12 protein-coding genes are annotated in these 14,015 nt (G+C 57.9%); 2 read left to right on the top strand and 10 right to left on the bottom strand.

The genetic code is table 11. The features are described from left to right. Positions 1 to 42: 42 nt before the first annotated feature. The 9 genes from DOLE_RS04490 to DOLE_RS04450 all read right to left on the bottom strand — a co-directional run bounded on the left by DOLE_RS04490 (position 43) and on the right by DOLE_RS04450 (position 11,127). The gene (locus DOLE_RS04490) at positions 43 to 2,100 is read right to left on the bottom strand and encodes a HAMP domain-containing methyl-accepting chemotaxis protein (protein WP_012174300.1); all 2,058 of its coding nucleotides are present in this window, start codon (positions 2,098 to 2,100) and stop codon (positions 43 to 45) included. After that, positions 2,097 to 4,181, bottom strand: a complete 2,085-nt coding sequence (locus DOLE_RS04485; protein WP_012174299.1) for a chemotaxis protein CheA — start codon at positions 4,179 to 4,181, stop codon at positions 2,097 to 2,099. The genes DOLE_RS04490 and DOLE_RS04485 overlap by 4 nt, the downstream gene beginning before the upstream one ends. Positions 4,182 to 4,244: 63 nt before the next feature. Beyond that, complete coding sequence (locus DOLE_RS04480) at positions 4,245 to 4,580, bottom strand: STAS domain-containing protein (protein WP_012174298.1); 336 nt, start codon at positions 4,578 to 4,580, stop codon at positions 4,245 to 4,247. A 16-nt stretch (positions 4,581 to 4,596) separates the two neighbouring features. After that, the gene (locus tag DOLE_RS04475; protein ID WP_012174297.1) at positions 4,597 to 4,986 is read right to left on the bottom strand and encodes a hypothetical protein; all 390 of its coding nucleotides are present in this window, start codon (positions 4,984 to 4,986) and stop codon (positions 4,597 to 4,599) included. A gap of 300 nt (positions 4,987 to 5,286) precedes the next feature. Next, a complete protein-coding gene (locus DOLE_RS04470) occupies positions 5,287 to 6,714 on the bottom strand; it encodes a sigma-54-dependent transcriptional regulator (RefSeq protein WP_012174296.1) in 1,428 nt (475 codons plus the stop codon). A 15-nt stretch (positions 6,715 to 6,729) separates the two neighbouring features. Beyond that, positions 6,730 to 9,447, bottom strand: coding sequence for a PAS domain S-box protein (locus DOLE_RS17025; RefSeq protein WP_012174295.1), 2,718 nt, complete (start codon positions 9,445 to 9,447; stop codon positions 6,730 to 6,732). 134 nt (positions 9,448 to 9,581) lie between these two features. Further along, on the bottom strand, positions 9,582 to 9,869 hold the full coding sequence (locus DOLE_RS18135) for a hypothetical protein (protein WP_153304355.1): 288 nt from the start codon (positions 9,867 to 9,869) through the stop codon (positions 9,582 to 9,584). Positions 9,870 to 10,082: 213 nt separating this feature from the next. Next, a complete protein-coding gene (locus DOLE_RS04455; RefSeq protein WP_153304354.1) occupies positions 10,083 to 10,319 on the bottom strand; it encodes a hypothetical protein in 237 nt (78 codons plus the stop codon). Positions 10,320 to 10,383: 64 nt separating this feature from the next. Continuing rightward, a complete protein-coding gene (locus DOLE_RS04450; RefSeq protein WP_012174292.1) occupies positions 10,384 to 11,127 on the bottom strand; it encodes a hypothetical protein in 744 nt (247 codons plus the stop codon). Positions 11,128 to 11,478: 351 nt separating this feature from the next. Between DOLE_RS04450 and DOLE_RS04445 the strand changes: the two genes are divergently transcribed. Continuing rightward, entirely contained in the window at positions 11,479 to 11,910 is a 432-nt protein-coding gene (locus tag DOLE_RS04445) for a hypothetical protein (RefSeq protein WP_012174291.1), read from the top strand. Then, positions 11,907 to 12,359 carry a hypothetical protein gene (locus DOLE_RS04440; RefSeq protein ID WP_012174290.1) on the top strand — a complete coding sequence of 151 codons (453 nt, stop codon included), beginning with the start codon at positions 11,907 to 11,909 and terminating at the stop codon, positions 12,357 to 12,359. The genes DOLE_RS04445 and DOLE_RS04440 overlap by 4 nt, the downstream gene beginning before the upstream one ends. Here DOLE_RS04440 and DOLE_RS04435 read toward each other — a convergent pair. After that, on the bottom strand, positions 12,323 to 14,008 hold the full coding sequence (locus DOLE_RS04435) for a B12-binding domain-containing radical SAM protein (protein ID WP_012174289.1): 1,686 nt from the start codon (positions 14,006 to 14,008) through the stop codon (positions 12,323 to 12,325). The genes DOLE_RS04440 and DOLE_RS04435 overlap by 37 nt on opposite strands. Between the last annotated feature and the right edge of the window lie 7 nt (positions 14,009 to 14,015).

The following is a 14,015-nucleotide window of genomic DNA, read 5'->3' as shown; positions in this document are numbered from 1 at the left end:
AATGCTATACCTTCCTTTGCTGAACCGGCACCGTCGAACGGATCAGAACCGTTCAAACTCATGGTCCATGTCATCTGTTGTCCCCTGCTGCCGGGGCGGTTCCTGACCAGTAAAATCTTCAAGACGTTCCTGCCCGGAATCCGTGCCAGGAGCCGGAAAGTCGCTGTGTTCCAGGAGTTCCGGCTCATGGGCGTCCTGGTCCGTCTGCCGGTGGTCCGCCTGCCCGGCCTCCACCTTAAAAAACACCATGATGTCCTGCAGCTGCTGGGCCTGGCCGGCAAGGGCCTGGGCTGTTGAAGATACCTCCTCGGCCGAGGAGGCGTTCTGCTGCACCACCTGGTCCAGCTGGGAGATGGCGGAGTTGATCTGGGCCGCGCCCGCGTTCTGCTCACGGGAGGCCGCGCTGATCTCCTGCACCAGCTCAGCGGTCCGGCGAATATCAGGCACCATCTTTTCCAGCATGGCGCCGGCCGACTCCGCCACGGCCACGCTGCCGGAGGACATGCCGGCGATCTCCTTGGCCGCCTCGCCACTGCGCTCGGCCAGCTTCCGCACTTCGGCGGCCACCACGGCAAAGCCCCGGCCCGCGTCGCCGGCCCGGGCCGCTTCAATGGCCGCGTTTAAGGCCAGCAGGTTGGTCTGCCGGGCGATCTCCTCAATGATAGAGGTCTTGCCGGCAATATCCTTCATGGCCCGCACCGTGTCCTGCACCTGGCGCCCGCCCTCTTCCGCGTCCCGGGCCGCCTGGGCCGCGATCCGCTCGGTTTCTGAAGCGTTGTCCGCGTTCTGGCTGACGTTGGAACTCATCTGTTCCATGCTGGAGGTGATCTCCTCCAGGTGGGAGGCCTGTTCGGTGGAGCCCTGGGAAAGCTCCTCGGAAGAAGAACTCATCTCCTCGCTGCCGGATGCCATGTACGCTGAAGCGCCCTGCACCTGGATCACCACCGCCTTCAGCTTTTCCGCCATGTTGGTCATGGCCCGGGCCAGCATGCCGACCTCGTCCTTCTGATTGATATCCAGGGTGGCGGTCAGGTCTCCCTGAGCGATGGTGTTTAATGTATCCACCACCGCCTGCAAGGGCCGGGTAATGTTGCGGGTGGTCAGGCCGGCGAAAAAAGTGCCGACGGCAACCGCGATCAGAATACCGATCAGAAGAAAAACCCGCCCCTTTGCATAGGCCTGTTGGGCCGCCTGAACGCGCAGCGCTTTTTCGGGCTGGACCACTGTCTGTGAAATAGCCTCAAGATCTCTGATCTTCTGGGCGAATTTCTCCTCGGCGGATGTCTTGTGTGCCGCCACCTGGGCAAGGACATCATTGTAGTGAAGCGACAGATCAGAAAAAGTTGCCAGGTAGTCGGCCACGCCGGCGGCCACTTTTTCCAGGTCCGGTTTGCCGGCAACGCGCTCGTTCCACTTCGACAGTCCGTCGGAAACGGCTGCCTGAAGCCGCTGCACCTGCTGCCAGGTGAACCGGTCCCGGGTAAAACCAAAATCATGGGAAGCGGTCTGCAGACGAAGCACATTGGCAATCAGCTCCTCGTTGAGCGCCATATTGATGTCGCTCCACATGATCAATGACCGAAGGTCCCGGGCCTGAATCGCGGCGGTTTTGGCCGGGTCCACCACCTCCTCCATGCACTGGGTCAACTGGGCCAGCATCTGGGCAACCAGGGCATCCAGCTGGCGCTGGGTCTCCTCCAGGTCTGTATAAGCGCTGCCGATCCGCAACACCGAAAGCGACATCTCCTCGAGAAACGCCATATCTTCACGGGTTGTTTCACTGAGGGCCGACTCGCCCCCGACAAGCTGGGACCACGACTTCAAACTGTCGGTGGCGATCTCCAGCTCCTTCTGCAGATCGTCCAGGTCGTCGTATGCCGCGGATGTCATGTATTTCTGCAGCTTGTTCTGCAACTTGATCACATGGTGGGTGACCTTTTCGGTCATGGCGATCTGGTAATCGCTCCACCGGCCGTGCTCCTCCATGGCTGTGTTGACCAGACGAAGCTGCAGCAGGCCGATATAGCCGATCCCCGCCATGATAAGAATCATGACACCAAAGGCAATCCACAATTTTTTCGCCATTGAAAGATTTTTCATCGTTCCGTCCCCTGTTGCTCCGCCTTTTGAATCAGCGGCTCCACGTCCAGGATCAGGGCGATACCCCCATCACCCTGAATGGTAGCGCCGGAAACCCCCTGTATCTCTTTATAGGCCCGGCCCAGGTTTTTGATAACCGCCTGCTGCAGGCCGATGATCTCATCCACCACCAGCCCCACCATCCGCTTTTCCAGGGAGGCCACCACAACCTGCTCGTGTTGCGGCGGGGAGCCCTCAATGCCAAACCATTCCCTAAGCCGAAGAAAGGGCACCAGCTGATCCCGCAGGCTGATAAACCCTTCCCTGCGGCGGTGATGCTCCAGGCACTCACTGACCACGGCCAGAGGCACGATAAAATGTTCCCGGTCGATGCGGATCTCAAGGCCGTCAATGATGGCCAGGGTCAACGGAATGGTCATGCGAACGGTGGTTCCCTGGCCCTTTATGCTGGATACAGACACCTTGCCCCGCAGGGCCGTGATGTTCTGCCGAACCACGTCCATACCCACGCCCCGCCCCGACATGTCACTGATTTGGCCGGCCGTGGAAAAACCGGGTTCAAAGATAAAATTGAGCACTTCCTTTTCCGAAGGCGCGGCCCCGGATGCCAGCAGCCCCCTTTCAACGGCCTTGGCCCGGACCGCTTCCGGGTCGATGCCCCGGCCGTCATCGGCAATGGTGATGATCACGTTGCCGCCGGCATGCTCGGCTGAAAAAACGATCCTGCCATGGCGCGGCTTACCGGCCCGCTCCCGTTCTTCCGGGGTCTCGATGCCGTGATCAATGCTGTTCCGCAACAGGTGTACCAGGGGATCGTCCAGCCGCTCGATAACCGTCTTGTCCAGCTCAGTGGCCGCTCCCTCGGTGACCAGGTCCACCTCCTTGCCCTTCTGCGCGGAAAAATCCCACACCACCCGCTTAAACTTGCCGAAACTCGACCCGATGGGCAGCATACGAATATCCAGGGTGGTGTCCCTCAGGTCATTGCTCAGCCGCTCAATAACCTCGGCGATCTCACTCAGGGCGGCATCCTCGTGCTGATCGACCAGCCGGGAAAGGCGGGTCTGGGCGATCACCAGCTCTCCCACCAGGTTGACCAGCTGATCCAGCTTTCTGGCCTGGACCCGCATGCTGGATATGGTCTTTGCCGGAGCAGCGGGCGCTGAAACACCGGCCTCGGCGGACGGCACAGCGCCGGGACCGGTTTTGACGGCCGTTGAAGCAGAATCCGTCTCCCGGTCGCCCGCCACCACCTCCGCGGAAACCATGCGCCGCAGCCCTTCGATGTCGATGGAGGCGTCTTTCAGCAGCACGGGCGCCAGTCGGTCAAAAACAGGAGCCTCCCGGCCCGGTTGCAACACATCGGTCAACAGGCCGATGGCAAGATCACACTCGTCCTCCACGAAAATAAAAACATCCTGAATGGCGTTCTGCCCCTGGTCGGTGGCCAGCAGGATATCCCACCAGGTGTAGCAGCATTCCGGATCCATGGCATCCAGCACCGGCACGCTTTCCACGTGGGCCACCACACGGGCCGCGCCCATTTCATGCAGCTCATCCAGGAGAAACAGGGGGTTGGTCCCGGTGGCAAAAATACCGGGCCGGGGTTTGAAACGGATATGGTAAAGGGACCAGGCCGAAATATCGGGAGTGCCCTCCGGCGCCTCTGGGCCACCGGCAGCCGCGTCTTCGCCGGTCATGGTCTCCGCCGTGATCTGCCGAAAGGCGACCAGCAGATCGGCAACCACCTCAGGACCATCCAGTCCGGGGTCATCCACCAGCATCTGGAACCGGTCCTTGGCCGCCAGGGTCAGCTCCACCAGCCGGTTGTCAACCGCAAAGGAGCCGTTTCGAACATTGTCAAAAATGGTCTCCAGTTCGTGGGCCAGTTCCGAAATCCGGTCAAAGCCGAACATGGCGCCCGACCCCTTGAGCGTATGCAGGGCGCGAAAGGCCCGGTTGATCAGTTCCATGTCCTCCGGGGCATGGCCCAGTTCAAGAAGGGCGCTTTCCAGCTCCGGCAGCAGTTCCTCTCTGGCCTCTTCGATAAATGCCTGTCGAACCCTGGATTCAGTTGTCATTGGGTCACCACGCTTTTATGGCAATCGTGCCGTTTGTTCTGTCCGGCGTTCTTAAAAGCCCCTTTACCCCACATCCCCGGCCTGCATTGCGTCTGATGACGCCTTGAAGAGGCAGGACCCGCAGTCGCATTTTCGACAGGCAGACGCCATGCCGCTCTTTTCCAACTGTCGCGAAAAGGCCGCCGGGGGTGGCGCGTCGAGTGCAAGATGTTTGTCGCGCTGCGCAAAGCTCCGGGCAGCCGAACAGATAACCTGGAAAAACGAAACGTCGCACCGGCCCACGGCTGACATGTCCACCGCCACCTGGTCATCAGACTGTTTGAGCAGGTGACAAAACAGCTGATGCAACTCTTCGGCGCGATTGACCAGACAATCCCCGTGCAGCACGATCTTTCCCATTCCGCGGGTCCTTTCTTCAGGCGGCGCCGGCCGCTTTGCCCCTGCTGTTTTTCACCCGGTTTTCCAGCATCAGCAGAACGGTGTCGTCATTGGCGTCAAACGTCATATACCGGGGGTAGAGCTTCAACAACCGGGCGATCTGTTCATCGGATGTGATGCCGCTTAAAACGAGAATGATATTAAGCCCCTTTAAATCACCCTGATACGCCAGAAGCTCGGAAATCGGTGAATTGCCGCCCACATGCACCACCATCACATCCACATCATAAAGCCCGTCCTTCAACCGCTGTTCCAGGGCATTCAGGTCGTACAGGTATTCCGCCATGCCCGGCATTCTCTGGCGTATCCGTTTTTCAAGACCGTTGGCCGATGATGCGGGGCTGCATAAATTTGCATAAATAATCATGTTTATATATCCTTCCCATGAATTTTACAACTGTACCCCCGGTATCAGCAAAAAGTGTGCCTCCATTCCCGCTAATGTTGAATATCAAATAAAAACAAACTTTTGTTGTCAGGCATACAAGTATCCTGTCTTATTATCGACCATTTGCGGTGAAAACAGGTGAACTGCCAAAAGAAGGGTGGTTAAGCATATAATAAATTATTACAAATGCTTATACTATTAAAGAAGAAAACGTTACTTTCCAGAAAAGCTGGAAACCGTTCCTGTAAAATGGGACAGGGTTTGTTGACAACAGAGGGGTTATTTTTTCACGGTCAGATCGTGTTTGCTGATCAGGCCGTAAATTCGGGACTTGCTCATGTCGGCGATCTTGACCATTTGGCCGATGTCGCCGTCGGTGGTGGCCAGAAGCCTTTCAAAATAGGTCTTTTCAACCGTTTCCAGCACCTGCTTTCTGAAATCCTGCCAGGTGAGCATCTTCTGGTCCTTCAGAGCCGTAAAAAGTTCAGCACCCGGTTCCGATGACGATGGTGCCGATGCGCCGGCCACCCCCGCCTGCCGACGAATAACCGCGGAACGAATCTCCAGAGGGAGGTGTTTATGGAACAAAGCCGGGATGGCGCGGGTCGAACAGACCACCTGGTCAAGGACATTCACCAGTTCCCGGACGTTACCGGGCCACTCATAGTCACAAAGGCACTGCAGAAATTCCGGATGCACCGTCTTGGGCTCAATGTCCATACGCCGGCATATTCGGGAGAGATAATGAGAGACCAGCTCGGGAATGTCCTCTCGCCGGTTGCGCAGCGGTGGCAGCACGATCTTCTGTGCCTTTACACGGTAGAGCAGGTCGTTGCGGAAATCGCCGCTTGTTACCATTTCGTCCAGGTTCCGGTTGGTGGCGGAAATCAGGCGGAAATCGCTTTTCACCTCCGTGGTGCTGCCCACGGGCCGAAACTTTTTTTCCTCCAGCACCCGCAGAAATTTTTTCTGTATTTCCAGGGGCAGCTCGCCGATCTCGTCCAGAAACAGGGTGCCCCGGTGGGCCAGCTTGATCAGCCCGTCCCGGTCCCGGCCCGCATCGGTAAAAGCGCCCTTCACATGACCAAAAAGGCTGCTCTCGATCAGGGTCTCGCTTAAGGCCGTGCAGTCCACCACCACAAAATTGGATTCCGCCCGCTGGCTGTTCAGATGGATAGCCCTGGCAAACAGCTCCTTGCCGGTGCCGGTTTCACCGGACAAAAGGACGCTGTGGTCCCCGTCCGCCGCCTCGGCCATCTGTTCCAGGCACTCGCCAATGGCCTGGCTGGCCCCCACGATTCCGTTTCGCTTGAGAATATGACGCTTTTTACCGGCCATCTTGGCCTGGCGGAACTCCAGGGCCCGGCGAATGGAAAGAATGATCTTTTTGATGTTGATCGGCTTTTCCACATAGTCCCATGCCCCGTGCTCCAGGGCCAGTCCGGCTGCATCCGGGTGGCCGTAGCCGGTCATGATGAGCACCTCGGGGGCGGCTGTCACGCCGACAAAAAAGGAGAGCGCGTCCAAGCCGCTGCCGTCAGGCAGCTGAATATCCAGCAACACCACGTCAAAGGACTGGGCGCCGATGATTTCCCGTGCGTCGGCCAGAGTATGTACGCACACCGGAAGCCACCCCTCCTGGGACACGGTCTCAGACAGCAGCATGGCCACCATCGGCTCATCATCAACGATCAGTATGTGTGGCATCGGTTTTCCTTATTTTTATGACGACACTGCCTCGCCGGACAGGACCTGCCGCACGGCATGGCGCAGGCGGTCCAGGGAGACCGGCTTGGAAAGCACCATATCCACGGCCGGCGGCGCCTCTCCGGCGGCATCCATCATGTCGCCGAAACCGGTGACCATGATCACCGGTTTGCCCGGGGCTGCCTCCTTGATGGTGCGGGCCAGGGTATCGCCGTTCATCTCGGGCATGGCCCGGTCGGTGATCACCAGATCATACCAGCCGTCGGCGAATTTCCGCATGCCTTCGATTCCGTTGGCCGCGGTATCCGGACGATGCTTATCCGCCTTCAGGTATTCGGACAGCAGCAGACGCTGGTGTTCATCGTCGTCCACCACCAGCACCTTCAGTGAGGACCGCTCCGCCTCTGTCTTCTCTATCATGTCAGTGCTATGTTCCCTGTTTACAGCAGCCGGTATCCGCAGGACAAAAGTGGTGCCATTTCCCGGTTCGCTGACAATCTCGATCTGTCCCTGGTGCCGGGCGACGATGCCTTGCACCGTGGCCAGCCCCAGACCGCTGCCCGCCTCTCCCTTGGTGGTGAAAAAGGGGTTCATGCACTGCCGGCGAACCGTGGCATCCATGCCCACACCGGTATCACTGACTTCAAGGACGATCCATCCCGCTTCCCGGCGGGTGCCAAAGGAAAGCGAACCGCCTTCGGGCATGGCATCCACCGCGTTAAAGATCAAGTTGGTAAGCACCTCGTTGAGTTCGGTGCGGTTGCCGCTGGCCGACAACTGCTCCTGAAAACGGGTCTCCACGATAATGGGGGCGCCCCTGGCCTGGGTCTTGTGCTTCCATACCGGCTCGGTCAGGGCCACGGCCTCCTTGATGAGCCGGTTCACGTCCACCGGCTCAATGGTCTCCTCGTCACTGGGCCGGTAAAACTTGCGCAGCCGCCGGACCACCTGGGCCGCGTCCCTGGCAGCCGTATTGATCAGCCCCACATACCGTTTCACCAGTGGCGTGTCTGAAAACTTTTCCGGCGACTGAAGCAGCAGATCGGAAAACCCCTGAATTGAGGAGAGCGCGTTGTTAAAATCGTGGGCAATGCCGCTGGCCATCTGGGAAAGGGCGCGCTGCCGCTCCTGGTCCACGAACCGCCGTTGGGCCTGGCGCAAATCCTTCAACGCCCTTTCCAGCTCACCGGTTTTCTGCTGAAGCTCTTTTTCATACTGCTTGCGGGTGGTCACATCGCGACAGATGCCACCCACGGCCCATGGCTTGCCTTCCTTATAGATGGGATAAAGGGTCTCCACATAATAATGAGTGTCATCTGGTCCCTGGACCTCGTACTCAAAGGAGGTACCGCAGCCATCGGCAAGCACGTGAGCCACCAGCCGCTGGTAACGGTCGGCCAGTTCCGGGGGGTAAAGGTCCGTCAGGCGGCGGCCGATGACGGTGTCTCCCGGGGTCCGGTGAAAATGTTCCACCCGCTCGTTGCTGAACAGGTATGCGCCCTCACTGTTGAGCATGAAGATATGGTCCGCCGAATACTCCACCAGGGCGCGGAAACGAAGTTCGCTCTCCCGAAGGGCCTCCCTGGCCCGTACCCGCTCCGTTTCATCGTTGTAAACCGTCACGATCTCACCGGTGGCCAGCCGGTAAACATAATTGCTCCGCCAGCCGGTGGTGCGGCCGTCTTTGTAAAAACAGGCCGGATGGTGCCGGGGGCGCCCGTTTTCACTGACCCGCCGAAACAGATCCAGAAGCCCCATATCTCTAATGCCGGGAAACACCTCGGTCACCTTTTTCCCGATCACCGCTTCAGCGGATATACCCTCAATCTTTTCCGCGGTCCGGTTAAAGTCGATGATCACAAAATCCTCTCCGTCATCCACCGGCTGGTAGACCACGACGCCGGAGGCGATGTGGTTGAACATGGCCTGGTAGCGCTGGCGGCTCTGGACCAGCGCTTCGGACATCTTTTTCTGTTCCGTGACATCACTGATGGCCGTCACAAAACCGCTGACCCGGCCCTCTTCATCCCTTCGGTAGTTCCAGTCCACCACCACGTCCAGGATTCTGCCGGTGCGGGTCCGGTTCCGGCCCTCCCACCGTTGGGGTTCCGGCTGTTCCTCCACCAGCCGTTCCAGCAGCAACAGCAGCCGCTGCCCGCTCTCTTCGGACACGGCCAGGTCCTTTACGCTCATGCGCTCAAGGGCTTCGAGGGAGTATTCAAACACCTCGCAATACGCGGCATTGACAAACTGAAACCGCCCGGAACAGTCAATTTCGGCAATGGCCACGGGAACGGTATCCATGACCGCGCGCAGCCGCTGCTCGCTCTCCGCAAAAGCGGTTCGGATCTCTACCTTTTCAGTAATATCGTCGGCCACGCAGAGCAGTTTGTCCAGGTTCCCGGAACCGTCCCGCACCGTGTCAAACGTGGCCTGAACATGGCGGACCCGGCCCTGCTTGTTGATGATCCGGTAGGTCAGGGATTGAATCTTGTCAAGCCTTCCGTCAAAGGCTTTGGCCATCAGGGAGACCATCCGGTCTTTGTCATCAGGGTGGATAAGGGAAAAGGCGTTCTTTCCCTGAAGCTCGGCCGGCGTATAGCCCAGAGTTGCTTCATTGGGAGAATTAAGGTAAAGGAACCGGGCCTCCTTGTCGAAAACCGCCACCATGGAGCTGGTATTCTCCAGAAAAAGTCTGGCGAGTTCGTCTGAGAGCTGAATCGGGTTGCCCATTTCCTAAACCTGTTCGCGGGGTTTTCCGGCCCTGAGTCACCGGCACCGCCTATAAATAAAACAAAAACAGGGAACTGGAAAACAAAACGCGCCACAGACGGCCCGGCGCAGACCCCCCCGGTAACAATTGCATTTTATGCTATATCCCAGCCGACATAAAAAATCAATAAGATCATCATGTTTTGCCAAACCCACGCTGACCGCCAAAGCCCTTTTGCATCAATACCTTTGAACAAAAGTTTTAGGGTCTTCTCTAATTGAGTGTCCCTCCATCTTTTTTGAGGACACGAATTAACCCGGGATTTTCTGGAAGCTTTGTCCGACTGGACGGGTTCAAGCATGTTGACGACGGCATCCCCTAAAAAGAGATCATGGGTGCCTGTGACAAGCGGCAGGGCCTGGCGTATGGCCTTAATCTCCAAGGGCCGGCTCAGGTGCCAGGCGTATTGGCGGCCGATAGCGGCCGAGGTGGGGCGACTTACGATCCAATAGCGGTAAGTCTTGCTGATGGCTTGGAAAGCCGGTTCAAAAAAATCCCCTGATGCTTCAGATTCGGCGTCGTTAAGCCGAAAATCGCCCAACGGCTATAAAAAATGGTGTCCTTTCCGTTATGTTTCCCTGCAGTAGCAGCCGGATCAGTACCTGGCGTCATAGCGCAGGTGACTGTTGTCCGCTTTTCGGGAATCGGCCTGGCTGGCCAGCCTGTCCGCCTCTGCCTGCATTTCCTCGGCTTCCCGGTGCTGGTTTAAGACCTCTCTTAGTTCGTTTTCCTGTTTTTGCAATGTGGATTGTAGTGCCTTCTGGGCGGCAACTTTCTTCTCCAGTTCAGAAGAACATCCCAGGGTCAGGCCGGTCACTAAAACCAACACCATAGCCAATAGCAAGTGCCTGATCACTCTGATAGGCGGACGAGTCATCTGTTCCCCCGTTTTTGCATTAGTAAACATAGATACCATGAACCGCGGGCGGTCTGTCCGCTGGCCGGTGTCTTCTGTCCAATTCCTGAATGTCGATTCTTTCCGTTTCCATCTTAATCCGTCGGATGTCGGCAACATAATCTGTATCGTATTTTCTTTTTAAATCGCTGATGAGATTTTTGAAATAGGTTTCATCATCCGCAGAAATCCAGTTTGCGGCGGTAACGGCGCTTTCGGCGGCGGCCAGAGAAATGTCAACGGCGTCCAGCATTTGCCGACAGTCGGCGATCAGGGCTGTTTTCTCCTGCCTGAGTTCATTAATGGCTTCCCGGAACTCAGCAGACGAGGACATATAACAGAGCCTTTGAATTTTGCTTTTTATTTCTCTGTTGGCGGACCGGATGCCTTCGGCCTGGCCGGCCAATGATCGTTTGGCGTCATTAATCGCCCAGGAGGCCCTTCCGATGTCATGGCCCCTCTGGTCTTCGAATTCAAACCGGGACCTAGCCCCGTCCAGTGCTTTTCTGGCCCGGGCCAGTTTGTTTTTTACAGTTGCCCGGGCGGTTTTGATATCGCTGGTGTAAAGCTCTTCCGCCAGTTCCGCCTCCAGATCGGCAATACTATTCTTCAGGGCGTCAATCTGCCCGTTCAGCACTTCATACTGCCGGTTTAACTGGACGGTGTCTGATTGCCCGCCGCAGGCGGGCAGCAAAAGCACCCCGATGAGAAGCAGTACAAGACCTGCCCGGTAGAATGAATCCATGTCGGAACTCCTTGTTTTGTTGCCATGCCTGACCAGAGCTGGTTTTGTTTAATTTTATCCCCGAGGGAAAGCCCCCCTCCAGACTCCCGGCATATTATAAGTATTTGCTTATATGTCTAATTTTTGCATGACCTCCCCGGGGTGTCAATGTTTTTTTGGTTGGATGTGTTTTTTACCTGGCCACTTGAATTCTTGAACCCTTGGCCCCCTTTAAAACCATCGACAGCACTGAAAAGTATATAAATCTTTAATTACCACGAATCGGAAGATGGGCCGAATTTTAACATTGACACGCTTCATGCGGCGCACAATAATCAACCATCACTTTCACGTTTCAGTACAGGCGGGGCCATGACAAAAAGAACAGGTGAAAAACTCGGCTGGACCCTGGGGTGGATCGGCGGTTTTATCTGGGTGGGCGTCATCGCCGTTATCTTTCTCTGCCGGGGGGAGTGGGGGAGAGGGCTGACCGGCCTGGGGCTGACCGGCGCGGCTGTCGGCGTTATCCTCTTTTTTGCCCCATGGCGGTTTCCGTCCACCGCTTACTGGAGACTGATGCTGCCATCCTATGGCCTTTTTGTCATGTCGGTGGTGTGGGTCATATGGGTATTTGACGGTTTTACCTCCGGAGAACTCCGGTGGTGGTATCTTGTCTGGGGGCTGCCGATGTTCTCCCCCCTGATCACCATAGGGTGGCGACGGTGGGAAACAGAGGCCACTGCGAAACAGGACCCGGACGCAACCACCCACCAAAAACCGACCATAAAAAATGAGGGGCCATGAATATTGCGGAAACTATCGCCATTGTCGGGGCCGGCGGCTTTTTTTTAAACGGCCTGCTCACCGGCGTCTGGAAGTATCTTCAGATCCGTTCCAGCGAGCACGCCAAGGCCCATCCCTACGTGGACACCGCCCATCGCACCTCCCTGATGTACAGCTTTGCTGCCCTGCTGCTGGCAAAGTTCGCGGAAATTTCGCTTCTGCCGGAGAGGGTTGAAACCCTCGCGGTGATTGTGCCCCTGACCTTTTTTGTCGTGGCCGTGGGGTCCTACATGCTGCACGGGTTGCTGCGCGACACGGCCAACCAACTCAAACCGCCCTTTTCCCTGGGCCGGTTTCCGCTTCCGGCATGGGGCATGCCGGTTTTTATGTCGGTGCTGATCATCGGAGAGACAGGCGGATTTCTGGTTCTTTTCTACGGTGTTCTTAAAGCCGTCCTGTTTTCCGGGTGACTTTTTGCTTCTCCGGATAACACGGCCGGAACCACTTCCCCGATTTTTTCAAGAAACCGCCGGGTCAGATTAATGGACACAACGTGTTCGTACACCCGGCCGGTCCGGGTCACGCCCCTTATCTTTGCGTCGTAAAAAAATCCGGCCAACAGCAGCACGCCTTTATCCATACGGGTTTCGCGGGCCGCCATGCACTCGTCTGTCACCGGTGCCGGCTTTGGCAGGGGACTGTGGTTTTTCTCCAGGGCCTTGATGAAATTGACGATGCGGGAGAGCCGAAGCAGGGTGACGGCCTCGGTGCGGGTGGTGGCGTGGGAAAGCGGCAGGGCTGAAGAGCGCATCAGGCAAAGATGGGCCGGCAGAAGGCCCTGTTCGGCGGCATACTCAAAGTCCCGGCTGCCCGGTGCCGGGTAGAACACGGAAAGCCCGGCCAGGGTGGGCAGGCCCAGCAGGTGAACAAGGTCGTTTATTGTGGTCTCCGGCGTCTGGTCCGGAGCCCCGGCAATAATATAGCTCACCGCCTCCAGCCCGTGCTTTTCGCACCAGGACACGGCCCGGTCATGGGCACGGCCCACGTCGGGCCGGTTGAAGCGCCGCTGCTGGTCTGAAGAAAAAGAGCCCACCGACAGGTTCAGGGTCTTAAAGCCCGCGGTCTTCATGGCCGCGACCATGGCCTCGTCCAGGGAGGGCGGGAAAAGCCCGTTCATGGCCCGAAGTTCCACGTCCCGGTCCCGGATCAGGGGGCCGACGGCATTCAGCAGTTCCATAAACCAGGCCCGGTCCATGGTCAGGTTTTCATCCTCAAAATCAATAAACCCCGCGTTGTAACCGGTGATCGCCTGTTCGATCTCGGCGGCCACCGATGGAATACGGCGCTTCCTGAACGGCACCGTCTGGTTGCCCACGGCGCAGTAGCTGCACGCCAATGGACAGCCCCGGCTGGCCGTGACCACGGCGCTGCCTCTTTTGTGGCGGGTATAAAACGCCTGGTCCACCAGGTGAAGGGCGGGCAGGGGCATGGCATTCAGGTTTTCCACCACTGCCGGCGGGCTGATGTGCAGCGTGGCATCGGGCCTGCGGAATACGATTCCGGGAATGGCGGCCAGGGTGTCCGGACAGCCGGGGCCGTGCTCACGCAGCACCCCGGCCAGCAGGGGCAGGGCGATTTCGGCCTCGCCCCGGATTACAAAGTCGACCGCCGGGCAGGCCATGACATGGCCGGGCATGGCCGTGGCATGGTGGCCCCCTGCCACGATAAAACTTTCCGGACAGGCTTTCCTGACCGCTTCAGCCGTTTCCAGGGCCATATCGCTGTAGGGCGTAAAAAGAGAGGAGATGCCGATCAGAAAGGCCCCGGACCGGGCCGCCGCCGCTGCCACGGCATTCATGTCCAGGCCGAAATGCTTGTATCCGTGAAACAGGCCGAAGGGAGAGACGTCCGGCTCCCCGTAAAACGCTGACAGGTAGCCCATCTCTGAAGGCAGTGAAATGGTGCGGCTGGCGGAGACAGCCATGGCGTCAAGAATTTGAACTGAAAATCCGTCCTTTTCCAGGGCCGCGGCAATACAGGCCAGGCCGTAGGGGATGGTGCGCTTGGCGGTCAGGTAGAAATCCTGAACCGGCGGCTGAATCAGCAGAATGTCAGTCATACGTTGG

It is taken from the genome of Desulfosudis oleivorans Hxd3, from assembly GCF_000018405.1.
GTDB lineage: Bacteria > Desulfobacterota > Desulfobacteria > Desulfobacterales > Desulfosudaceae > Desulfosudis > Desulfosudis oleivorans.
The sequence above is the reverse complement of the archived record's forward strand: the minus strand, read 5'-3'. Positions and strand labels throughout refer to the sequence as shown.

Excerpts from the sequence above, each read along its gene's own strand:
- DOLE_RS04490 (WP_012174300.1), bottom strand. The coding sequence starts at position 2,100 with ATGAAAAATCTTTCAATGGCGAAAAAATTGTGGATTGCCTTTGGTGTC.
- DOLE_RS04485 (WP_012174299.1), bottom strand. The coding sequence starts at position 4,181 with ATGACAACTGAATCCAGGGTTCGACAGGCATTTATCGAAGAGGCCAGA.
- DOLE_RS04480 (WP_012174298.1), bottom strand. The coding sequence starts at position 4,580 with ATGGGAAAGATCGTGCTGCACGGGGATTGTCTGGTCAATCGCGCCGAA.
- DOLE_RS04475 (WP_012174297.1), bottom strand. The coding sequence starts at position 4,986 with ATGATTATTTATGCAAATTTATGCAGCCCCGCATCATCGGCCAACGGT.
- DOLE_RS04470 (WP_012174296.1), bottom strand. The coding sequence starts at position 6,714 with ATGCCACACATACTGATCGTTGATGATGAGCCGATGGTGGCCATGCTG.
- DOLE_RS17025 (WP_012174295.1), bottom strand. The coding sequence starts at position 9,447 with ATGGGCAACCCGATTCAGCTCTCAGACGAACTCGCCAGACTTTTTCTG.
- DOLE_RS04455 (WP_153304354.1), bottom strand. The coding sequence starts at position 10,319 with ATGGTGTTGGTTTTAGTGACCGGCCTGACCCTGGGATGTTCTTCTGAA.
- DOLE_RS04450 (WP_012174292.1), bottom strand. The coding sequence starts at position 11,127 with ATGGATTCATTCTACCGGGCAGGTCTTGTACTGCTTCTCATCGGGGTG.
- DOLE_RS04445 (WP_012174291.1), top strand. The coding sequence starts at position 11,479 with ATGACAAAAAGAACAGGTGAAAAACTCGGCTGGACCCTGGGGTGGATC.
- DOLE_RS04440 (WP_012174290.1), top strand. The coding sequence starts at position 11,907 with ATGAATATTGCGGAAACTATCGCCATTGTCGGGGCCGGCGGCTTTTTT.
- DOLE_RS04435 (WP_012174289.1), bottom strand. The coding sequence starts at position 14,008 with ATGACTGACATTCTGCTGATTCAGCCGCCGGTTCAGGATTTCTACCTG.